The organism is Desulfobotulus alkaliphilus (assembly GCF_007830435.1).
In the GTDB taxonomy this organism is placed as follows: domain Bacteria; phylum Desulfobacterota; class Desulfobacteria; order Desulfobacterales; family ASO4-4; genus Desulfobotulus; species Desulfobotulus alkaliphilus.
This window is the reverse complement of the sequence record NZ_VLLC01000033.1, coordinates 1-21,452: the sequence shown is the minus strand read 5'-3', so window position 1 is coordinate 21,452 and position 21,452 is coordinate 1. Positions and strand designations below refer to the sequence as shown.

Here is a 21,452-nt window from a genome sequence, read left to right as displayed (position 1 = left end):
CAAAAACGATGACAAAGCCGTCTCCCCGGAACGCCATATCGCCTCCGGGAAATGGCAAACAACACCATAAAGCATATCACAAGGAGGCACCATGGTTCTTTTTAATCCCAAACAGTACAAAGACCGCAATTATCCGGATGAACGCTCTGCGGAAATCATGAAGAAAACCATTGAGTTCTTTGAAAACAAAGGCCTTGCCAAGCTCAAGGAAGATTTTCACAGCCGGGAATTCACCTATGATTTTGCAGAATTTGTAAAAAAAGAAAGAATTTTTGAAACCCTCTTCCTGCCCAAGGGTTACGGCGAAGATCCCAACCAGTATTACTCCACCTACCGCATGTTTGAATTTTCAGAAATTCTGGGCTTCTATGGATCTGCCTACTGGTACATGTTTCATGTTTCCACCCTTGGCCTTGACCCCGTGCTGCTGGGAGACAATGAGGAAGCCAAGCATAAGGCTGCAGCCAAGCTCAAGGAAAACCCCCTGTGTGCCTTTGGCCTTTCCGAACGTGCCCACGGTGCGGACATCTACTCCAGTGAAGTGAAGCTCTACCCCCAGGCCGATGGTACCTATCTGGCCCAGGGCTCCAAATACTATATCGGAAACGGTAACCTTGCCGGTACGGTTACGGTGTTTGGTAAGATGGCGGATACGGATGAGTACGTTTTCTTTGTGGTGGATTCCAGCCATGAAAAATACGAATGCATCCAGAATGTCATCGCCCAGAACCAGATGTATGTGGCTGAATTTGCCCTCCATGATTATCCGATTACAGAAGCTGAAATCCTTTCCCGTGGCAAAAAAGCATGGGATGACATGCTGAACACCATTAATATCTGCAAATTCAACATCGGTTCTGCTTCCATTGGTATTTGCGAGCACTCCCTCTATGAAACCCTGAACCATGCAGCCAAGCGCAATCTCTTTGGAAAATATGTGACGGAGTTCGCCCACATCCAGCAGCTCTTCTTTGACTCCTGGTGCCGCATCATCGGCATGAAACTCTTTGGCCTGCGCGCTACGGATTACCTGCGGGCTGCCAACCCCGAAGACCGCCGCTACCTCCTGTTCAACCCCCTCATGAAGATGAAGGTGGCCATTCAGGGAGAGCAGGTTATGGAGCTGCTCTGGGATATCCTCGCTGCAAGGGGCTTTGAAAAGGACATGTATTTCGAGCAGGCTGCCGTAGAAATCAAGGGTATGCCCAAGCTTGAGGGTACCAAGCATGTAAACATGGCCCTCATTGCCAAGCTCATCCCCAACTATATCTTCAACCCCAAGGAATACCCCGAAGTTCCCCGCATGAATGGCGGTCAGAACGACGACTTCCTCTTCAATCAGGGCCCCACCAAGGGATATGGCAAAATCCAGTTCCACGATTACATGCCCACCTTCAAGGCCCTTTCCCATCTGCCCAATGTTGTGGTCTTCATGGAGCAGATTGAAGCCTTCAAGGAATTCCTCATGGGTTCCGGCATGGATCTCATGGAGCAGATGAAAAATTTCGATTTCCTCTATGCTCTGGGTGAATGCTTTGCCATGGTGCCCTATGCCCAGCTCATCTGCGAATCGGCAAAAATGGAAGGCATTTCCGATGACATCATGGATTCCCTCTTTGATGTCTTTGTAAGGGATATGTCCCGCTACGCCATGGATCTGGCCATGAAGCAGGCCACCAATGAAAAACAGCAGGAACTCTGCACCAAAATGTACAGAAAACCTGTGGTCAATCTGGAACGCTACAACCGTATCATTAAAGATGAAATCTACAGCCTTGTGGATGCCTACCACATGAATCCCTGATATCAGGACCCTTCATCTGAATACTTGAACGGCTGCAACCGAAGCTCCCCGGACACGGGGAGCTTTTTTTGCTTCCACCTTGGGGACGGAGCTGCTAAAAGATCCCCATTCTGCCTGAGGACAGAAAAGACACATAAAAACTTCAAGGAGAAAAAAATGTTAAAAAAATCAGACCACAAAGAAGAGGTGAACGGAATTTCCGCCCTCTTTGAAACCAGCATGGGAAATTTTGAAATTGATCTTTTTGTCAAGGAAGTCCCTGAAACCGTATGGAACTTTGTCAATCTGGCAGAAGGGCGGCAGCGCACCCTCCGTCAGGGCAACTTCTACGATGGCCTTACCTTCCACAGGGTAATTGACGGCTTCATGATCCAGGGCGGCTGCCCCATGGGAACAGGTACAGGAGAACCCGGTTACCGCTTCAAGGACGAGTTCCACAAAGATCTGAAGCACAATGCCGCAGGCATTCTTTCCATGGCCAATGCCGGTCCCGGCACCAATGGCAGCCAGTTCTTCATCACCCTGGCCCCCACCCCCCACCTGAACAACAGACACTCGGTTTTCGGAATGGTCACCAAAGGCCTTGACGTTGTCATGAATATCGGCAAAACCCCCGTAGACGGACAGGACAAACCCCTTGAGCCTGTGGTCATACAAAAGGTGACCATTCAGCGCAGCTGATCCCCGCCGCCACCTAAAAGGCGTAGCGGAGCCAATGCACCGTGCATCAAGTGATCCTGAAACAAAAAAACAGGGGCGCCCCCTCAACGGGATACCGCCCCTTCATATCTCAAAATCCTGTTTTTCAAAACTTACTTACTTCTATTCCAGCTCCCGCTGCACCAGTATCTGGGCAATATTGAAGGCGTTGTCCCCTACCTTTTCCAGCTTGTTGAGTATATCCACAAAAAGAATTCCCATGGCAACACTGCAGACACCGGAACTGAGTCTGTCCATATGGTTGTTTTTGAATTGAATTTTCATCTGGTCAATGAGGTTTTCATCGGCCGTATCCACCCATATACCAAATCTTCCCGTATTGTATCCCTCAAAAACATGGGTACAGAAGCGGATGGCCACATCAAAAATGTCTGCCATCTCATCCCTTGCGGCATCGGAAAAATCCATTTTCTCCTGAATCATTTTCTCGGCATACCGGGCAATGGACTCGCTGTAATCACCTATTTTTTCGATATCATGGATTACATGCATCATACTGTTGATATAAAGGGAGTTTCTTTCCGTCATGGGCGTCTGGTAAAGTCTGACAAGGTAACTGCCAATCTCCTTTTCCATACGGTCCACACTGGCTTCAAGCTCATAGATACGGTTGATCAGCCTTAAATCCCTGTCAAACAGGGCCTTTCTCGCCATGATCAGCATTTCAAGGGCATAACCACTCATACGCTGCACTTCTTTGCGTGCCTGACGCACGGCCATATCCGGGGTGTCAATCAGGTTGTCATCCAGCAGGGTGGCATTGGCATCCGGTATGTCCTTGCCCGGAATAATCTTCTCACAAAGAAGGGCCAGAAAACCGATTAAGGGCAGAAAAACAATAATATTGATGAGATTAAAAAGGGTATGAATATTGGCAATATGCCGGGCCACATAGGGGTGGAAACCTTCGGCATTTACAAAGTTGGCGTCTCCCGGCGTGATCCTGTCCACAAACTCCGTAAAAAAGGTCAGTAAAATAAGCATATAGATCACGCCGATGGCATTAAAAAGAAAGTGCCCCAGAGCGGCCCTTTTGGCGGTTTTATTGGCGCCTATGGCAGCAATATTGGCTGTTACCGTAGTCCCTATATTTTCTCCCAGAACAAAGGCCGCTGCCGCATAAAAATCTATCAGCCCTGTACTGGCCAGAGCAATGGTGATGCCCATGGTTGCGGAACTGCTCTGAACAATCATGGTCAGCAAGGCTCCGGCGAGAACGGCTGCCAGAGGGTTAATGGAAAAATAAATGAAGGCTTCCCGGAAAAGATCACTCTGACGTACAGGAACAAAACTCTGGGTCATGACCTGAAGGCCAAGGAACAAAAGACCAAAGCCGATCAGCACCTCTCCCCAGTACTGGAATCTGGGCACCTTGGAAAAAAGGCGTAAAAAAACTCCCACGCCAATGGCCGGGAGTGCAACGCTGGTTATTTTAAAGGCGATGAGCTGGGCTGTAACCGTTGTACCCACATTGGCTCCCAGCACAACACTGAGCGCCTGGGTAAGATTGAGAAGCCCCGCATTCACAAAACCCACCACCATGACGGTGGTGGCGGAACTGCTCTGGAGCATGGCTGTAACAACAACACCGACAAAGGCACCGATAACCCGGTTGGATGTCAGTTTTTCCAGTATGCTGCGCAGAGAGTCCCCTGCGGATTTCTGCAGACCATCGGACATCATCCGCATACCAAAAAGAAAAAGCCCCAGACCACCCAGCAACTGACAGGCAAAATTCACCCAGTTGATCTCATGCATCCTTATTTCTCCCCATCCGTACCACCCCCCCGGTTCGGACGCACATCCGCCTATCCAGACATAACGTCAGGCTGTTTTCACAAACACCCGGATCGTCCCAGACACCAAAAAAACAAAACCATCTTTTCCAGATCTCTTCCATGGTTTTGCAGTTAATCATGGGGTTTTATACACCACATGACTCCTCTGTCAATGTGAATCCTGTTGCCTGCTCCAGCAAAGCATACTTGATTCCCCATGGTCATTGGTGATATGCCCTGAAAACGGAAAAAAATGCCTTTTCACCTTTTTTCCCTTTTGCACTCTCAAAAAACCCAGGAAAAGCGAAAAAGCCATGCGTTTACCCGGAGCCACACTGTTTATTGAAAATCCCTTTCTTCAGACACGGGTTCTGACCCGGCATCTCAAAGAATGCGCCTTTGCCTTTCAGCAGGCCATGGAATGTATTATTTCCAGAAAAAAAGACATGGCGCTTCCCTTTAAAGAAGATGTTTTCCGCCTGCGCAAAGAGATTCAGCAACTGGAGTGTGACGGAATTCTCACCTCCCGTTTTTTCCGAAAACTTCCCATACCCCCAAGCCTCTGTTACAGGTATATCCGTGCCCATGGACGCATCGCCCTGCATATGGAAAAGGTGCTTGAGTGGATTCTCGTACGGGAAGAACCCGTAGCAGATCCCCTTGAAACGGAACTGTTTCTGCTTGCTGATGCGGCGGGGGAAACGGTGGAGGAGCTGGAAAAACTTTCCATAGCCGCAGGCTACTGGCTCCAGAAGAAGCATGGCAAAAATCAGAAAAAAGTCATGGCTGCCGCACAGGAGATTCTCGACAAAACCGATAATACCCAGATCATCGCCCGCCGTACAAAAAGAAAAATACTGGAAAGCAGCGCCAGCCCGGCCTCCATGACCCACCTGATGGAACTTGCCAGCCTGATTGAAAGGATCACGGATGATTCCGATGAGATTGCAAGAATTGTCTTTTTTGTACTGAGGTACCCATAATCAAAGGCAAGGAGCAGAAGCACAAAAGGAAACACCGGACTTAGTCCGGCGTTTCCTTAAAGGGGAGGTATTGCATAATGATGGAGGTATGATGTGTGCCGGGTATGAAAATTTGTTCCAAAAATCAGGGAATCCCTGTCGTGTCAGAGGGAATTTTCAGAACATCCACACCCTTTTTGTAATATAGTCTGGCTGAAATGAAAAAACAAATTGATAATTCTGGACAAAGAGACAAATTTTTCTTATTGTTTTTTTGTCTGAAAAAGCACCCTGTACCTGAAGTGGTCTGATTCCCTTGTCATATCCATGGTTGTTTGCAGGCAGCATTGCAAGCCCCTCGAATTCCGCTGCTCAGGCTGTAAATGTTTGCCATATTAAAAACGATTTTAAGCTTAGGCACCGAAATGATGGCAAAACGACAATCTGCCTGATCCATCACAGGCAAACCGTCCGGGTTCCATCCACCTGACTGACAGGCATACCCGTTACCAAACGAAATCCGTATGCAGTGATCCTATGGAGATCCCATGACTTTTCGTCAACTTGAACTATTTCTTGCACTGGCCCGCACACCCCACGTACGCAAGGTGGCCGAACAGCATTTTCTTACCCAGGCGGCTGTTTCCAGCGCATTAAAAGAACTTGAAAATGAAGTCGGTATTCCCCTTTTTGACCGCCTGAACCGCCGTCTTGTTCTTAATGAAAATGGTCGGGCACTTTCTGAGCGCCTTGGTCCCCTCATGCAGCAGTTCCATGATACCATCGGTCTGTTTAAAGGCGAGCGCATGAGCGGACACATGCATATTGGTGCATCCGCAACCATTGCTGACTATGTGCTTCCTCAGATTCTTTATCATTTCAGGGATCTTTATCCGGATGTGGCCATCACCACCACATCTGCCAATTCCAGTGAAATTACCCAGAGCGTGGAAAACGGCAAGCTGGATATGGGGTTTGTGGAAGGTGAAGTGCAGAGTACTGTCGTGATGTCTGCACCCATTGGAGAGGAAGAAATGGTCATTGTATCCTCGGATGCCGGCTTCGCCCGAAAAGGCCCCTATAAAATCGCCTCCCTGCTTTCCAAAAGATGGCTTTTGCGTGAACCCGGCTCCGGAACCAGGGATACCTTTCTTCAGGGACTTGGGGATCAGGCAGTCAACCTCAATGTTTTTCTGGAATTTGACCATACGGAATCCGTCAAACGGGTACTGCAGAATCCCGACACCTTAAGCTGCATGTCTCCCTACGCCATAGAGCCGGAACTCTTACAGAAAAAACTTTTTATCGTCAAAGTGAAGGATCTGCATTTCCCCAGAAAATTTTACCGCCTGCTGCACAGGGACAAATACGAAACCCGTCCCATGGAAACCTTTTCCCGGATGATTCAGGCCATATTGAACAAGTAAAAAAAGCCCATGGACAACCATGGGCCAAAGTTCACATGTGCCCTTTTGCTCTTTTTTTCACAGGAGCTCCCAGTGATTTTTGAAATTGAAAAAAACCTGTTCAGGATTCTTATCTCCTCCCCGATTCCCCTGCTGAAGCCGCCTGTCAACCTCTACTTTTTTGCAGGTCAGGACGGACTTTTATGGGATGCAGGCTATGGCAGCAGATCAGATATAAAAAAAGTCATGAAAGCCCTTGAAACCATCTCTCAGATCATGGATCGCAGGGGAGAATCCTGCAGGGTTTCAAGAATTCTTGTATCCCACGGCCATGGAGATCACTTTGCAGGGCTTTACCACCTTCGCCGCCTGACCGGGGCAAAGATACTGCTCACCTCTGCCATGGCAAAAAAAATACATTCCGCTGAGGCTTACAGAAAAGCATGGCAGAAAAGCACCGGCTTTCCCCAGCCCCGGCCGCCTGCACTGACAGGCCTTGTCTTCCCACTGATTGAATGGGTTCAGGAAAAAACCTTTGGCATGCACTGGATAAACAATCCCGATGAAATCATAGCTGAATCAGGGGTTTTGCAGGCGGGTAACAGACGGCTGAGCTGGTTTCCCATTCCCGGTCACTCCGATGATCATCTGGGCCTTTATGACGGGACATCGGGTTTTCTTTTTTCAGGAGATCAGGTACTGAGAACCATCACCCCATGGCTGGGACCTCCGGGGGGAAGCATCAAAGCCTACGAAACCAGCCTGAAAAAACTTGGCAGGCTTAAAAACCTGAAAAAAATTTTCCCGGCCCATGGCTCTCCCATCGAAGAGCCCCAAAAGCACCTGAATCAGGCCCTTGCCCACTCCCGCAAACGCACCCGGAAAGTCTCACAGGAAATTCTGAATGCAGGAAACCATGGTATCTCCTTTTACCGCCTTCTGAAAAAACTCTACCCAAAGACCTCTGCTGTCACCCGTATCAGTGCAGAAGGCTGGGTTCTTCTGACCCTCCACATGCTTATGGAGGAAAAAAAAATCAGAGCTGAAAAGAATAAGGGAAAGTGGCAGTTCTTCACTATGGAGAAGGATTTTTAAAGGAATCCGGGCAACAGATTTCCCTGTGAATCAGGGCATCTTTTCGCATGATAAAGCTGTTTCTGACGTAAAGAAGAAGGTCACAGAAAACCAGAGTGCCATTGAAAAAATACAGCCATATCACCGCATCATAATGATAGACCAGTTTATGCAGAACCCCTGCAACATAGCCCAGACATACAATCACCAGAAAAACCGGACTTTTTCCACCATTGGTTCTGGAATGCCAGGATTTCCATATGGAGACAGGCCAGGCAAGGCCAAAACAGATCAGCATCATAATTTCAAAAATACTTAAATCCATAGAACCCTCTGAGCATATGCAGTTTGATTTTCCGGGCAGGATTCAGCCGGAACCAGCTGTACCCTTTACCCCTTTCCACCGGATCCTTCAATACCATGATTTCCCAGGATACCTACAAAAGCGTCTTTGAAAACACCGGCACGGGCATGGTGATCATCGAAGAGGATAAAAGCATTTCCCTTGCCAACCTCACCTTCTGCAGACTGGTGGGATGCCCCCATCCTATGCATCCCTGCCACTGGACAGACTTTGTGGCTCCCGAAGACAGGGACCGCATGCTCCGGTATCATTATGCCCGGAGAAAAAACGACCAGGAGGCTCCCCAAAGCTATACCTGCCGTCTGGTGGGCACTGATGGCAAACGCATCCATGTGCGGGTGCGTGTTGCCATGATTCCCGGCTCTACCCGCAGTGTGGCCTCCTTTTCCGATATCACCGCTTTTTTAGAGGTCGAAGCGAAACTCAGGAAACAGGAAGCGCAGATGAAAGCCATGGTGGATCATTTCTCAGGCTACCTCTGCGTATTCAACCGCAATCTTATTGTGGAATTCATCAATCAGCCCCTGATGCGCCGCCTCCGCTGCGACGCCACAGGAATGGATGTCACACGGATCATTCCTTTGCCTGAACTGCGTACGGAAACCATGCGCAGGGAAGTTTTTGGCGGCAAAACCCTCAAGAGGCGGGTACACGACCCCGACGATGACCGCTGGTATGATACCGTTGCCACACCCATTTTTGATGCTTCCGGCATTGTCCAGCTGGTTCAGGTCATGATGACCGATGTGACGGAACAGCAGCGCGAGGCTGAAAAACTCAGGACCAAAGCCAGCCTGCTGCGCAGCGAGAACAGAAAACTCCGCTCGGATATGGGAGAAAGGTATCGTTTTGGTCATATTGTGGGTAAAAGCGCTGCCATGCAAAAAATCTATGAGCAGATTCTTCAGGCAGCCTCTTCAGGGGAACCCCTTCTCATCACAGGGGAATCCGGAACAGGAAAGGAGCTGGTGGCTCAGGCTGTGCAGGGAGCAGGAAGAAGAAAAAGCCGCCCCTTTGTTACGGTAAACTGCGGAGCCATTGCGCCGGGAATTCTGGAGAGTGAGTTTTTCGGTTATAAAAAAGGAGCCTTCAGCGGTGCCCATCAGGACAGGCGTGGTTACATGGCCATGGCCCACGGTGCCACCCTTTTTCTGGATGAAATCGGAGAACTGGGCAAAAACCTGCAGGTCAAACTGCTTCGGGCCCTTGAGCTGGGAGAATATTTTCCCTTAGGCGGCACCTCTGCCCACCGTTCGGACTTCAGGCTCATCTGCGCAACCAACAAGGATCTTGCAAAGGAAGTTGCCGAAGGACGCATGCGGGAAGACTTCTACTACCGGATCAACATCCTCACCATCCACCTGCCCCCCCTAAGGGAAAGGCGTGAAGACATTCCGCTGCTGGTGGATCATTTTACCCGGATGCAGGAAAAAAAAACGATTCCCATCCCCCCCGGCATGATGGAAAGGCTTCTTCAGCACGACTGGCCCGGAAACGTGAGGGAGCTGCAGAACACGCTCCAGCGTTTTTTTACCCTGAATCACACGGATCTGCCCGGCATGTCGCAGCAAAAAACGGCCCCTCCCTTTCCGGAAAGCAACATTCTGGGAGAGGCCGTTGCCGCCTTTGAACGGCAGCATATTCTGAAGGTACTGGAAGAAAACCACTGGCATAAAATCAAAACCGCTGAGGCTCTGGGTATCCACAGAAAAACCCTCTTTCTCAAGATGCGGGCCTATGGTCTGCTGGAAGGCTGAAGTTTCTTTCCTCCAGGCTGCCCCCCATTCCTTACCGGCCTGCCATGGCCTTGAGCCTTGCAATGCGCTCTTCCATGGGCGGATGGGTGGAAAAAAGCCTTGCCATGGAAGAGCCGCTCAGGGGGTTGACGATGAACATATGGGCCGTAGCGGGTCTGGCCTCCTCCATGGGCCTGCGGATACTGCCCTGCTGCAGCCTGTCCAAAGCCCTTGCAAGGGCCATGGGATTGCCACACAGGGATGCGCCTCTGGCATCGGCCAGATACTCTCTGGATCTGGAAACGGCCATCTGAATCAGACTGGCTGCCACGGGCGCAATGAAAGCCAGTATCAGACCACCGGCCACATTGCCCCTGTCACCATCTCCGCCACGGCCTCCGAAAATGGCTGCCCACTGCATCATGCTCCCGATCATGGCAATGGCTCCGGCAAAGGTGGCCGCAACGGTACCAATCAGCGTATCCCGGTTGGCCACGTGGGCCAGTTCATGGGCCATCACGCCCTCCAGTTCTTCATGGGAAAGAAGCGCCATGATACCTCTGGTGGCGGCAACGGCAGCATTTTCCGGATTCCTGCCCGTTGCAAAGGCATTGGGGCTGTCCGTTGGAATGATATATACCTTTGGCATGGGAAGTCCACCCTTATGGGCCAGCTTTTCCACCATCTTATAAAGGGGAGTGTCGGGCCCCGCTTCCTCGGCATTGTACATCTTCAAAATAATTTTATCGGAGTTCCAGTAGGCAAAAAAATTCATGCCTGCGGCAATAATAAATGCAATCATGGCACCGGAGCTGCCGCCAAGGGCACTGCCCATGCCCACCAGAAGCAGGGTCAGAAGGGTCAGTAAAAATCCGGTTTTCAGGGTGTTCATGGAAGACCTCCGTCAATAATATGGGCATATGGGTGATTGTTTGTTTCAGCAGCAGTCTTTTGCGCTGAACCGATACAAAAATAAGGGTGTTTCATACTTCGTCAAGATATGAACAAAGCTTCACCACCCTGACATTTGCTTTGACCGGCCCGCTGGGCTACAATGACATTCCATGCAGAATGCTCCACGGAAAGGCTGTGAGAATTCATGCATTTTAAAAAGAACAGAACATGAAAAAGGCAATCCATGCTCAAAACAGGTGAAATGAATGACCTTGTGGTTGAACGTCGTCTGGAATTCGGTTTTTACTTAAGCGACGGTGAAGAAGAGGTTCTGCTACCCGCAAAATATGCCCCTGCCGGACTGCGTCCCGGAGACCGCATACATGTTTTTGTCTATACGGATTCGGAAGACAGGCCCATTGCCACCACCCTTGTACCCAAAGCCATGGTGGGGGATTACGCCTTCCTTACCGTTAAAGATGTTACGGACTTCGGCACTTTTTTCGACTGGGGCCTGGAAAAGGACCTGCTGGTGCCCCTGAATCAGCAACGCCATCCCATGGCTCCGGGACAGCGTCATGTGGTGCATCTCTGTCTGGACGAAGTCACCCGCCGGGTGTACGGCAGCACCCGTATTTCCCGCTCCTGTGACAAAAACATTGAAAACCTGAAGCCCGGACAGGAAGTTCACCTTTTAATCTATAACATAACAAAACTGGGCTTTCAGGCTGTCATCAACCACCGTCATGACGGCATGATCCACAAAAACGAAACCTTTGAAAACCTTGCCATAGGCGATGAAAAAACCGGGTATATCTCAAAAATTCAGGCCGATGGTAAAATCGATCTTGTCCTTAAAAAACCCGGTTATGCTTCCATTTCCACATCCATGGAAAAGGTCATCCATATCCTTGAAACCGAAAGGGGTTTTATACCCTGCACAGACAAGACGGAACCCGAAAAGATTTATCGTTTTTTTTCCATGAGCAAGAAAGAATTCAAAAAAGCCATCGGCGGTCTGCTGAAAGCCGGGAAGGTGGAAATGGACCCGGAGGGTATCCGGCTGAAAACAGAAAACATCCCTGAAACCAAATAAAAAGCAGCACCATAAAAAATCCGGATGCAAAAAAGGGCGGCCCAGAAACCATCTTCTGAGCCGCCCTTTGAATATAAATACCGTATCCGTCAGTGGCCGGTACTGCAGGAACCTGAGCTGCATGAACCGCAGCCACCGGGACCGAAATCGATGCTTGAATCTATTTTAAATCCCATGGATGTGAAATCAATCTTTACAGGTGACGCCTGCTTAAGAAAATCCGCTTCTGCCACAAAGGTATGACCTCCGATGGTGAAAACCTCATCCTTGCTGTTTGGCTCATCCAGAGCCAGTGCCAGAGAAGGCCCGGCTCAGCCCCCGGAGTGCACAAACAGGCGCAGGGGCATCACTTCCCGCCCTTCAAAATACGCATTAATCTGCTCAATGGCAGCAGGGCTTACTTCAATCATTGGACCTCCTTTAAAAAACCGTCTTTAACGGCAATGATTTATCGGGAATTGCATCCTCAGCAATCCGGAAACTTTTTAAAAATTAAGCAGATCCATTTATAATGTCAATAGACCCCCGGATACAGATAGAAAAAATCCATACCGGACCATGCAAAGGGCCCGGGATTTAAAAGGAAATCCAGGGCCCGAAAAATCAGCGGTTACAGCTTGTTTTCACCAGATGAGGATCTTTCTGCAAGAAGGGTGTCGCAGATTTCCTTTTTCACAAAATAACGGCCCAGAACCAGAGCCAGTTCTTTCTGGCTCGGGGCAACCCCGGACAGGGTTTCCACAAAGGTGACAATGGCTTCCAGAGACTGTCTGAGTTCCGGATCAAGGGTCTTGAAATCACTCATGCCTGTGTCCTTTCAGGTAATATGTCAAAGATAAGGGAGGCATCCTTTTCGCCTTTGGCCACAGAAACCCTGATTTCGCTGCCATCGGGAATATCTCCCTTAAGAATCCTTAAGGCCAGAGGATTTTCCAGAAGCTGCTGTATCACCCGTTTCAGGGGCCTTGCACCATAAACAGGACTGTATCCCTTCTCCGCCAGCAGTGAGGAAGCGGCTTCATCCAGCACAAGGCGCATCTGCTTTTCACCCAGCCGCGCCTCCAGACGTTTCATCTGAATGGATACAATGCGCTGAATCTGATCGGGCTTTAAGGCTTCAAAAATGATGGTCTCATCGATTCGGTTAAGAAATTCCGGCTTGAAGGTCGCCCGCAGGGCAGCTTCTATGCCCGCCTCCACCTCAGACCGCTCCATGTTTTCCATTTCCTGAATCATCCGGCTGCCCACATTGGAGGTCATGATGATCAGGGTATTTCTGAAATCAACGGTTCTGCCATGGCCGTCGGTAAGGCGACCGTCATCCAGCATCTGTAAAAGCAGATTAAAAACATCGGGATGGGCCTTTTCAATCTCATCAAAAAGAATCACGCTGTAGGGCCGTCTCCGTACCGCTTCGGTCAGATACCCCCCCTCGTCGTATCCCACATAACCCGGAGGCGCACCAATGAGCCTTGCCACGGAATGTTTTTCCATGAACTCGCTCATGTCAATGCGGACCATGGCCTGCTCCGTATCAAAAAGAAAGGTCGCCAGAGCTTTGGCCAGTTCCGTCTTGCCCACACCCGTCGGTCCCATGAAGATAAAGCTGCCCATGGGCCGGTCCGGATCCTGAAGACCGGAACGGGATCTGCGAACGGCATTGGCCACAGCCACCACGGCATCGTGCTGACCAATGACACGCTGCCCCAGCACCTCCTCCATGCGTAAAAGCTTTTCCCTTTCCCCTTCCATCATCCGGGCCACAGGAATGCCTGTCCAGCGGGAAACCACCTCCGCAATGTCCTCGGCATCCACCTCCTCCCGGAGCATGCGGTTTTCTCCCTGCAGTTCCGAAAGGGAAGTTTTGGCTGCTTCCAGCTCTTTTCCCGTTTCCAGCATCAGGCCATAACGGATTTCCGCCACACGTGCCAGATCTCCCCTGCGCTGGGCCTGCTCTTCTTCTATGCCCAGCTGCTCCATTCTTTCCTTGATTCCACGGATACGGGCAATGGTATCCTTTTCGTTCTGCCAGCGCCCCCGCTGCTCCTGCACTTCATCCCTCAGCCCTGCAAGCTCCGCCTCCAGCTTTTCAAGCCGCTGGGCAGAAGCCGCATCACTTTCCTTGCGCAAAGCTTCCCGCTCAATTTCAAGCTGGGTCATGCGGCGCTGCAATTCATCTATGGTGGCGGGCATGGAATCAAGCTCCATACGGATCTTGGAAGCGCACTCATCCATAAGATCAATGGCCTTATCCGGCAGAAAACGATCGGAAATGTAGCGATCCGACAGCATGGCCGCAGCCACAAGGGCAGAATCCTTGATGCGTACCCCATGGTGCACCTCATATTTTTCCTTCAGCCCCCGAAGAATGGAAACCGTGTCCTCCACACTGGGCTCCTGGGCAAGAACGGGCTGGAAACGACGCTCCAGAGCCGCATCCTTTTCTATGTACTTTCTGTACTCATTCAGGGTGGTGGCTCCCACACAGCGAAGAAGGCCACGGGCCAGGGCAGGTTTCAGCATGTTGGATGCATCCATGGAGCCTTCGGCAGCACCAGCCCCCACAAGGGTGTGAAGCTCGTCGATGAAGAGAATGATACCGCCTTCGGCATTTTCCACTTCCTTTAATACGGCCTTCAGCCTGTCCTCAAACTCACCCCGGTATTTGGCTCCGGCAATGAGTGATCCCATATCCAGCGTCAGAAGACGCTTGTCTTTCAGGGATTCCGCCACATCTCCTTCCACAATGCGACGGGCAAGGCCTTCCACAATGGCTGTTTTTCCCACCCCCGGCTCACCAATGAGAACGGGATTGTTTTTGGTTCTCCGGGAAAGCACCTGCACCACCCGCCGGATTTCCTCATCCCGGCCAATCACGGGATCAAGCTTGCCTGTCCGGGCCAGCTCCGTTAAATCCCTGGCATACTTTTCCAGCGCCTGATATTTGTCTTCGGGATTGGGGTCCGTTACCTTGCCGTTTCCCCTTATGCCCTGAAGGGTCTCCAGAATGGCCTGTCTGGAAATCCCGCAACGGGAAAAAACAGCTGCAATACCCTCTTTGTCCACGCTAAGGCCAAGGAGCAGATGCTCCACACTTAAGTACTGATCCTTCATGGCGTCGGCTTCTTTAAATGCCGCTTCCAGTACCTGATGGAGATTCCTTGACAGCGTTCTTTCGGCTGTACCGCCTGTGACCTTCGGATACTTTTTCAGAAGTTCCGACACCTCCTGCTGGAGCTTTTGGAGTGGCACCCCGATTTTCCTGAAAATGGCCATGGCAATGCCGGATTCATCCAGAAGCATGGCTTCAAGGAGATGGCCCGGCTCCACCTGGGGATGGGTATGTTTTTCTGCCCTGTTCAGGGCTTCCTGTAAAAGTTCCTGACTTTTCAAAGTGAATTTATCAAAACGCATGGCGTCTCCTTATTTATAATGAAAAAAGTCCATATCAAAGCATGCTTTTTCCAAAGAATCATAAGCATCGGCCCTAAACTGTCAAATAACGGTCTGGAATTTGCATTCACTTTTTGCTATGCTCCCATCCATAAAAAAAGGGGCCTTAAGCCCCTCTTTGCCTGTCACATCCATTTGTTTTTTAATTTTATGACCGTAAGGGCAGGCACAAGGCCTGCCCCTGTGAATGTTTTTTACGGCCCTGCAACTCCCATATCAGGAGATCCTATGCTCAGTGATTTCATGGACACCATTGTTTCAAGGGGGGCCGAAGCCCTTCTTCCCCACAATCTCCCAGACATCTGGCTGGATCCCGTATTCCGGGCCGCCACCCGTTTTCTCCGGCATGCATCGGGCAACAGCCCTGCCGAAGCCGGAGAAAATCCCATGGACCTTTTTGAGGACATGGATGGCAGCCTTTTTCTGGCGGCCATCACGGAAATCATCCAGTCCCGCTATGATTATCCCGCACACTTTCAGATGGAAACCCTTCCCGAAGAAATTCTGTCTGAAAGCATTGCCTGCTACGCCATGTATGCCGCACTGGAAAAAATCCACAGACAGCATGGCATAGGCTACCCCCATCCGGATCCGGACACCCTGCTTGAGCCGGAAACCATCCGAGAGATAGAAGAAGGCAATCCAAAGCTTTCGGAGCTTCTGCATGATACCTTCAGCATGGCGGAAGAAAAATAATCCGAACAGTGCCCTGAATTACGGACGAATCCCGATTCCCAGCCGATCCAGAAGCCCTGCCTTTGGAATACCGCTGCCATCATATCCCCTTAAGGCATAGTAACGGTCCAGCATCTTCTTTAAGGGCACGGTGCGCTCTTTTTTATCCCCCCTGCGGCTTTCCTTGAGGAGACGGTCTGGCAGGGTATCGTCCTTGCGGGAGATACCCATGCGGGTATTCATGTAGCGTTCCAAAACATGGATGCGCTCCCCGGACTTTAAAATATCGGAGGAAGAGAGTTTTTCTCCTGTAATGGAAGTCCAGAGATGGGTATAGGCACTGAAATCCATGAGGGCGATGGCGAGTTTGGGCACAAAGCGCATGAGGATGGCCAGCATGAAATCCGGGGTATATTTGGAAAGGGGCGGTTCCAGGGTATAGGCAAACATGGTAAACTGACAGCTTTGCAGGGCATTAATGACACAGGTGAGGTTTTCAAAGAAAATGACAAACTCCGCTTTGGCCTGGGTGGAGTGGCGGTCAAGAAGACCAAAATACACCTCAAGGGCCACAAGATAGGCGGAAAGGTGGCAGGCTCCCCGATTGGCCACGGCATAGGCCAGTCCCTGCCCCGTACTGCCCCTTGGATCGTAGGCAGCCATCTCAAGGCCCTTCACCTGCATGGCAAAATCCTCCCCGCCGTAACGACTGGCAAGATAGCGGCAGCCTTTGGCCATTTCCGCACCTAAACCTTCATTTTTTGCCATGGAAATCAGGGCCTCACTCACTCCTTCAGGAGAGCCAAAACGCAGAGGGCTATCCACAAGACCCCTTTCCGAAGCCTCCATTACCCAGGCAAGCGTACCGCCAGCGCTGATGGTATCCATGCCCAGATCAGAACAGATCCGGTTCCATTCCGCATTCATTTCGCGATCAAAAATGCCGAGATTGGTACCGAGAAGGACGGTGGTTTCAAATTCGGGCACAGGCATCCGTTTTCCACCATAGGTGCCCGAATGGCCACAGAGGATGGTGCAGGGCTTGCAGGTATGAAAACGGGTATCGTGCAGATCCTTTGTCATTTCCCCGGACATCTCAAAGGCCCTGTCATGGCGGCCTGCCCGAAAATTTTCCACTGGCAGAATGTTGGCTTCGTTGTTGGGATTGAGATTCATGTTGGTGCCGTAATTACGAAGCCCCACGGAGCTGGTCTCATTGCGCTGGATATAGGCGTTGCCCCGCTTTTTCGCCCTTTCAAAGGCCTTGGCATTTTTGGGGATCATTTTATACGCCCCGCCTTTGGCCACAATGGCCTTGACCTTTTTGGCACCCAAAACAGCTCCCATGCCGCCCCTGCCCAGAAAACGATGCCCCGAAGCCACATTGGCAAAGGCCACAAGGTTTTCCCCTGCAGGCCCGATGACCAGTGCCGCCTCCTTGCCCTTGGCAAGGACCTTCTGGCTTTCCTGGGTATCCAGACCCCAGAAAGACTGGCCGTCCTCAAAAACCACCCCTTCCTCGTCCAGCCGGAGAATGACGGGAGTCGGGGAAGCCCCTTTAAGAATCAGTCCGTCCCAGCCTGCGGTTTTAAGCTGCATGCCAAAGGGCCCGCCACAGGAGGAGCTGGTCATGATGCCCGTCAGGGGGGAACGGGTCACGGCATGGAACCTTCCCGAACAGGGTGCTCCCGTCCCCATGAGAACACCGGGCATGAGGGCAATGATATTCTCCGGCCCAAAAGGATCGGCATTGAGGGGCATGCGGTCATACACCAGCTTCAGCCCTAAACCCTTGGCTCCCAGCCATTGCCTGCGTTCTTCCTTTGAAACCGTATAGACGGAAAAGCTGCGGGTGGTGAGATCCACCTCCAGCACCCGGTTGGATGTTCCCGAAATTTCCTTCATATCCTTCACTTTCCCCTTCAATTTTGACGTTACAACACGAATAAATCCGGTGAAACAGAGCTTTCTTGGCCATCAGAAGGCATTCTTCAAAACTGCCTTGGCGTCTTCAATATCCATTTCCCTGGGATTCATCATCAAGGCACCGTCATTGATGGCCTTCAATGCAATTTCCCCCAGCTGATCTTCACGGGCTCCGGCGTCCTTTAATCGCATGGGCAGTCCCGCCTTGCTTTCCAAAGCCTTTTGCAGGCTGCTGAGGGACTCAAGAAGACGTTCCGGTCTGGATTTGGGCGGGGTGGCCGCATAGATCTCCGCACCTCTTAGAGGCAGAAGCAGCTCGCCGATAATCTCTGCCCTTTCGGGAAGATTATAGGCCAGTCCGTGGGGCAGAAAGATACCCATGGCAACGCCATGGGGAATATGGCAGACCGCACCCGTTGCGTGCCCCAGGGCATGGACCATGCCCACCATGGAATTGGAAAAGGCCGCACCTGCCATACAGGAAGCATTGGCCAGGGCCAAACGTGCGGTGGCGTTTTTGCGGTCTTCCACGGCAAGGGGCAGATAGCGGCTGATGAGGGAGATGGCCGCCGTGGCATGGGCGTCGCTTAAGGGGTTTTTCTGCAGACAGGTGTAGGCTTCCATGGCATGGCTCAAGGCGTCCATACCCGTGGCCGCCGTGATTTTTGCGGGCATGGTGAGGGTCATGCGGGGGTCGATGAGGGCAAGGTCGGGCAGAAGATGGCGGGAAACAAAAGCCATCTTCACATTTTTTCGGGTATCCGCAATGACCGCCACCAGGGTCACTTCCGAGCCTGTCCCTGCCGTGGTGGGTACTACCACAAGGGGCTTTAAGGGCCCGGTGAGGCGGTCTGCACCCATGTAATCCTTCAGCTCTCCCTTGTCGTGGGAGACCACAATATTCACGCCCTTGGCGGTATCAATGGGAGAGCCCCCGCCCACGGCCACAAGACCATCGCATCCGTTGGCACGATAGACGTCGGCAATGGCATTCACTACATCCACGGAGGAATCCGGAGGCACATCATCATAGATGGCACCGATGGTCATGCCGGAACTGCCAAAGGCTTCCTGTACAATCTGAATGAGGCCTGCACCCACAACCCCTTTATCTGTGACAATGAGGGGGCGGGCAACACCCATCTGGGAAAGTTCATAGGGAAGATTATCCAGGGCCTTGTGGCCGGAAACGATTTTTACGGGATTATAAAATTCAAAATAGGAAGGCAGCATGGGAGGACTCCTTAAAAATATGGAAAGAATCAAAAATGCTAGAGGCCAAAGGGAATGCCTAAGGTATAGATATAAAGTCTCCGCCTTATGGGCCGCAGCACAGGAGGCATACGTTTGACCAGAGGGCGGCAGATAAAGGCGGGGTAAAGATAGGCCAGCAGACGGTCGAGACAGCGCACAAAGGACATGGACCTTGCCACATCCCCCACAAGACTGAGGCGATTTTCCGCAAAGGCCCGGGCAGACCCCATCTGCGGGGTCAGAACGAGAAAGGCACTTTCAATATTTTTAAAGCGGATGATGAGATCGGCATCTTCCTTTGCCCATCCCGCATAGCGGATGCGCCCGTCCACCTTCTTAAGCAGCATGGAAGGCCCCTTGGGCAGGATGCACATGGCAAGGGTAAACCCCTCCTCCCATTCCGCCACCTCCCTGCGGATGCCCGCATCCAGCTTTGCTGCGGACTGAAATGCCCTGCCCAGTACAAAAAAGACCACATGGGCCACCAGTTCCTTGAACCATTTCCGGCCCGGCTTTAAAGGTTCATACACTTTTTTCATCGCAGGCTCCTTTATCATGACGTTTTAAAAGACTGATCCATGGAAATAACAGTCAAAATATTTAAATCTTTCAATCCTGTGGAAACAGCCCTTAAGACAGATCAGCAAACACAAAAACCACTTGTTACTTCTTAAACCATCAACTTACCCCATCCTGTTTATCTGAAAAAAAGGCATTCAATGCCATCAAAGCCTCAACCAGAGGGGTAAAATCCACCTCCTCTTTGCGGACAAGGTCCTGAATAATGAAGCCATCTATAATGGCAATGATCAGCTGCGCTGCAAAAGCAGGCGCCCTGTGCCCTGGAAACAGCTGGCACAGGGAATCCTGGAGTAAACCTTCCCATCCTTTATAGCTTCCGGCAATTTTGCTCCGAAGCTCAGGATTACCCGCAACAGCCTCCCGGACAAGGTGCAGGTGAAGCCGCCCCCTGCCCTTTGCCTCCAGCAATGAACTCATGAGAACAGAGAACAGACGATCAGGACATTTTTTCATACGGTTCAAAAGACTCAGAAGTTCATCCGTTATGGCTTTCATATGCGTTTCTGTGATGTGAAAGATCAGATCATTCTTCGATGCAAAATGATAATGCAAGGTTCCTTTACTCACTCCAGCCGCAGCTGCAATGTCCGATAAAGATGCCTTGTCTATGCCTTTATCCAGAAAAAGGCGGGTCGCTGAATCAAGAATATTCTCCCGGGCCAGTCCACGGGGCTTATCTACCGAAGCCATATTTTCCTCCTATCGACCGGCCAACCGACCGAAACAGTGTTCCAAATTAATGCACGAATAATTTATTCCTGTCAAGCATTCTATTCATAAAAAAAAGCCACAAAAATCTGTGGCTTTTTAAAATTACAACGGGCTCTTTAAATACGGGTTTAACGCACACAGGCGCACAGATATTAAAAACAGATTACAGGGATTTAAGTTCCAGGCGCAGAGGTATCTCATGACAATCCCGACTCACTTCACGGGTCGGGCCGATTTCCCACTTCTGGCAATCCACATCATCCCCCATAATTGCCAGCAACTCCGCAACCAGACCCTTCACATTGATAACCGGATGGCGCATAAAAACATCCGGCAGGCCATAGGTCAAACTGCAAACCAGACACTTTCCCGGCCTCTGTTCCAGAACAAAGGCAAAGTCGAGAAGATTTTCACGGGGCTCTCCACGGAAAGCCAGGCCAATATCGTAGGCTCCTTCTTCTGCATCACCAAAAAGGGCATCAAAAAAAGCATCCGATTTTTCCCTAGGAAACAATTCTTTAAGTTTTTCAGGCGTTAAAATGGTGTTCCAATCTTTTAATCCCATTGATTCTCCCCTGACAAAATCTTTCCCCATTACCAGACTCATTTCTGGCGGCAATCCGAGAGAACTCCATAAGACAATGTAAAACGCTGCACCCTTAAAAAGACGTTTTCTCAAGTCCAAAGAATTATTATTGTGATCCAGATTTCCCTCGTAATGAAAAGATTCTCCCATCTTCCTTTACAGTAAAATCATATTCTGCCTCAACAAAGCAGCTCCCAATGCTGCCTACCTTATCCTAAGGTCAAAGCATCGTCAAGAAAACACCAAGCAACACTTGTCGGCCAGAAAACAGAAATAAATACCAAGGGGCCAGCCCTGTTTAAAAAAACAATTATCATTTGATAATGTAACTTTTTCCCAAATAAAAAACGCCCTGTCTTCGAGGTGAAATCACCTTAAAGACAGGGCGTTAAAAGAATCCGGCGGCGTCCTACTCTCCCACACAGTCACCC

18 protein-coding genes are annotated in these 21,452 nt (G+C 50.6%); 8 read left to right on the top strand and 10 right to left on the bottom strand.

What is annotated here, in order from left to right:
• Positions 1–91: 91 nt before the first annotated feature.
• Both LZ24_RS14670 and LZ24_RS14665 read left to right on the top strand, forming a co-directional pair.
• Entirely contained in the window at positions 92–1,804 is a 1,713-nt protein-coding gene (locus tag LZ24_RS14670) for an acyl-CoA dehydrogenase family protein (RefSeq protein WP_144686463.1), read from the top strand.
• Between the two features lie 156 nt (positions 1,805–1,960).
• Positions 1,961–2,485: a peptidylprolyl isomerase gene (locus tag LZ24_RS14665; protein WP_144686462.1), complete on the top strand. Its 525-nt coding sequence runs from the start codon at positions 1,961–1,963 to the stop codon at positions 2,483–2,485.
• A gap of 141 nt (positions 2,486–2,626) precedes the next feature.
• Here the strand turns inward: LZ24_RS14665 and LZ24_RS14660 are convergent, their stop codons facing one another.
• A complete protein-coding gene (locus LZ24_RS14660) occupies positions 2,627–4,282 on the bottom strand; it encodes a Na/Pi cotransporter family protein (RefSeq protein ID WP_144686460.1) in 1,656 nt (551 codons plus the stop codon).
• 334 nt (positions 4,283–4,616) lie between these two features.
• On the opposite strand from LZ24_RS14660, the gene LZ24_RS14655 reads away from it, so the two are divergent.
• From LZ24_RS14655 to LZ24_RS14645, 3 genes are all read left to right on the top strand, one after another.
• Positions 4,617–5,285 (top strand): hypothetical protein, encoded by a 669-nt coding sequence (locus LZ24_RS14655; RefSeq protein ID WP_144686458.1) that lies wholly within the window; start codon positions 4,617–4,619, stop codon positions 5,283–5,285.
• Between the two features lie 527 nt (positions 5,286–5,812).
• On the top strand, positions 5,813–6,691 hold the full coding sequence (locus LZ24_RS14650) for a LysR family transcriptional regulator (protein WP_144686456.1): 879 nt from the start codon (positions 5,813–5,815) through the stop codon (positions 6,689–6,691).
• 72 nt (positions 6,692–6,763) lie between these two features.
• A complete protein-coding gene (locus LZ24_RS14645) occupies positions 6,764–7,765 on the top strand; it encodes an MBL fold metallo-hydrolase (RefSeq protein ID WP_186443178.1) in 1,002 nt (333 codons plus the stop codon).
• Here LZ24_RS14645 and LZ24_RS14640 read toward each other — a convergent pair.
• Positions 7,746–8,069, bottom strand: a complete 324-nt coding sequence (locus LZ24_RS14640) for a hypothetical protein (protein WP_144686452.1) — start codon at positions 8,067–8,069, stop codon at positions 7,746–7,748. The two genes, LZ24_RS14645 and LZ24_RS14640, sit on opposite strands and share 20 nt — an antisense overlap.
• A gap of 95 nt (positions 8,070–8,164) precedes the next feature.
• Between LZ24_RS14640 and LZ24_RS14635 the strand changes: the two genes are divergently transcribed.
• Positions 8,165–9,865 carry a sigma 54-interacting transcriptional regulator gene (locus LZ24_RS14635; RefSeq protein WP_144686450.1) on the top strand — a complete coding sequence of 567 codons (1,701 nt, stop codon included), beginning with the start codon at positions 8,165–8,167 and terminating at the stop codon, positions 9,863–9,865.
• Between the two features lie 31 nt (positions 9,866–9,896).
• On the opposite strand, the gene htpX is transcribed toward LZ24_RS14635, so the two are convergent.
• Positions 9,897–10,736 carry a zinc metalloprotease HtpX gene (gene htpX, locus LZ24_RS14630; RefSeq protein ID WP_144686448.1) on the bottom strand — a complete coding sequence of 280 codons (840 nt, stop codon included), beginning with the start codon at positions 10,734–10,736 and terminating at the stop codon, positions 9,897–9,899.
• 246 nt (positions 10,737–10,982) lie between these two features.
• On the opposite strand from htpX, the gene LZ24_RS14625 reads away from it, so the two are divergent.
• Positions 10,983–11,834 (top strand): CvfB family protein, encoded by an 852-nt coding sequence (locus LZ24_RS14625; RefSeq protein ID WP_144686446.1) that lies wholly within the window; start codon positions 10,983–10,985, stop codon positions 11,832–11,834.
• Between the two features lie 610 nt (positions 11,835–12,444).
• On the opposite strand, the gene LZ24_RS14620 is transcribed toward LZ24_RS14625, so the two are convergent.
• Together LZ24_RS14620 and clpB are read right to left on the bottom strand one after the other, a co-directional pair.
• Positions 12,445–12,639 (bottom strand): hypothetical protein, encoded by a 195-nt coding sequence (locus LZ24_RS14620; RefSeq protein WP_144686444.1) that lies wholly within the window; start codon positions 12,637–12,639, stop codon positions 12,445–12,447.
• On the bottom strand, positions 12,636–15,248 hold the full coding sequence (clpB, locus tag LZ24_RS14615; protein ID WP_144686442.1) for an ATP-dependent chaperone ClpB: 2,613 nt from the start codon (positions 15,246–15,248) through the stop codon (positions 12,636–12,638). Before clpB ends, LZ24_RS14620 begins: the two co-directional genes overlap by 4 nt.
• 267 nt (positions 15,249–15,515) lie before the next feature.
• Between clpB and LZ24_RS14610 the strand changes: the two genes are divergently transcribed.
• Entirely contained in the window at positions 15,516–15,983 is a 468-nt protein-coding gene (locus LZ24_RS14610; RefSeq protein ID WP_144686440.1) for a hypothetical protein, read from the top strand.
• A gap of 18 nt (positions 15,984–16,001) precedes the next feature.
• Here the strand turns inward: LZ24_RS14610 and LZ24_RS14605 are convergent, their stop codons facing one another.
• The 5 genes from LZ24_RS14605 to LZ24_RS14585 all read right to left on the bottom strand — a co-directional run bounded on the left by LZ24_RS14605 (position 16,002) and on the right by LZ24_RS14585 (position 21,171).
• The gene (locus LZ24_RS14605) at positions 16,002–17,867 is read right to left on the bottom strand and encodes an aldehyde ferredoxin oxidoreductase family protein (protein ID WP_144686438.1); all 1,866 of its coding nucleotides are present in this window, start codon (positions 17,865–17,867) and stop codon (positions 16,002–16,004) included.
• A gap of 72 nt (positions 17,868–17,939) precedes the next feature.
• On the bottom strand, positions 17,940–19,121 hold the full coding sequence (locus LZ24_RS14600; RefSeq protein ID WP_144686436.1) for an iron-containing alcohol dehydrogenase: 1,182 nt from the start codon (positions 19,119–19,121) through the stop codon (positions 17,940–17,942).
• A gap of 38 nt (positions 19,122–19,159) precedes the next feature.
• On the bottom strand, positions 19,160–19,681 hold the full coding sequence (locus tag LZ24_RS14595) for a hypothetical protein (protein WP_144686434.1): 522 nt from the start codon (positions 19,679–19,681) through the stop codon (positions 19,160–19,162).
• 139 nt (positions 19,682–19,820) lie between these two features.
• A complete protein-coding gene (locus LZ24_RS14590) occupies positions 19,821–20,414 on the bottom strand; it encodes a TetR/AcrR family transcriptional regulator (protein WP_144686432.1) in 594 nt (197 codons plus the stop codon).
• 184 nt (positions 20,415–20,598) lie between these two features.
• Complete coding sequence (locus LZ24_RS14585) at positions 20,599–21,171, bottom strand: hypothetical protein (protein WP_246118607.1); 573 nt, start codon at positions 21,169–21,171, stop codon at positions 20,599–20,601.
• Positions 21,172–21,452: the final 281 nt, after the last annotated feature.

Bases quoted from the DNA above. Each gene is read 5' to 3' on its own strand.
- LZ24_RS14670 (WP_144686463.1), top strand. From the start codon at position 92: ATGGTTCTTTTTAATCCCAAACAGTACAAAGACCGCAATTATCCGGAT.
- LZ24_RS14665 (WP_144686462.1), top strand. From the start codon at position 1,961: ATGTTAAAAAAATCAGACCACAAAGAAGAGGTGAACGGAATTTCCGCC.
- LZ24_RS14660 (WP_144686460.1), bottom strand. From the start codon at position 4,282: ATGCATGAGATCAACTGGGTGAATTTTGCCTGTCAGTTGCTGGGTGGT.
- LZ24_RS14655 (WP_144686458.1), top strand. From the start codon at position 4,617: ATGCGTTTACCCGGAGCCACACTGTTTATTGAAAATCCCTTTCTTCAG.
- LZ24_RS14650 (WP_144686456.1), top strand. From the start codon at position 5,813: ATGACTTTTCGTCAACTTGAACTATTTCTTGCACTGGCCCGCACACCC.
- LZ24_RS14640 (WP_144686452.1), bottom strand. From the start codon at position 8,069: ATGGATTTAAGTATTTTTGAAATTATGATGCTGATCTGTTTTGGCCTT.
- LZ24_RS14635 (WP_144686450.1), top strand. From the start codon at position 8,165: ATGATTTCCCAGGATACCTACAAAAGCGTCTTTGAAAACACCGGCACG.
- htpX (WP_144686448.1), bottom strand. From the start codon at position 10,736: ATGAACACCCTGAAAACCGGATTTTTACTGACCCTTCTGACCCTGCTT.
- LZ24_RS14625 (WP_144686446.1), top strand. From the start codon at position 10,983: ATGCTCAAAACAGGTGAAATGAATGACCTTGTGGTTGAACGTCGTCTG.
- LZ24_RS14620 (WP_144686444.1), bottom strand. From the start codon at position 12,639: ATGAGTGATTTCAAGACCCTTGATCCGGAACTCAGACAGTCTCTGGAA.
- clpB (WP_144686442.1), bottom strand. From the start codon at position 15,248: ATGCGTTTTGATAAATTCACTTTGAAAAGTCAGGAACTTTTACAGGAA.
- LZ24_RS14610 (WP_144686440.1), top strand. From the start codon at position 15,516: ATGCTCAGTGATTTCATGGACACCATTGTTTCAAGGGGGGCCGAAGCC.
- LZ24_RS14605 (WP_144686438.1), bottom strand. From the start codon at position 17,867: ATGAAGGAAATTTCGGGAACATCCAACCGGGTGCTGGAGGTGGATCTC.
- LZ24_RS14600 (WP_144686436.1), bottom strand. From the start codon at position 19,121: ATGCTGCCTTCCTATTTTGAATTTTATAATCCCGTAAAAATCGTTTCC.
- LZ24_RS14595 (WP_144686434.1), bottom strand. From the start codon at position 19,681: ATGAAAAAAGTGTATGAACCTTTAAAGCCGGGCCGGAAATGGTTCAAG.
- LZ24_RS14590 (WP_144686432.1), bottom strand. From the start codon at position 20,414: ATGGCTTCGGTAGATAAGCCCCGTGGACTGGCCCGGGAGAATATTCTT.
- LZ24_RS14585 (WP_246118607.1), bottom strand. From the start codon at position 21,171: ATGGGAGAATCTTTTCATTACGAGGGAAATCTGGATCACAATAATAAT.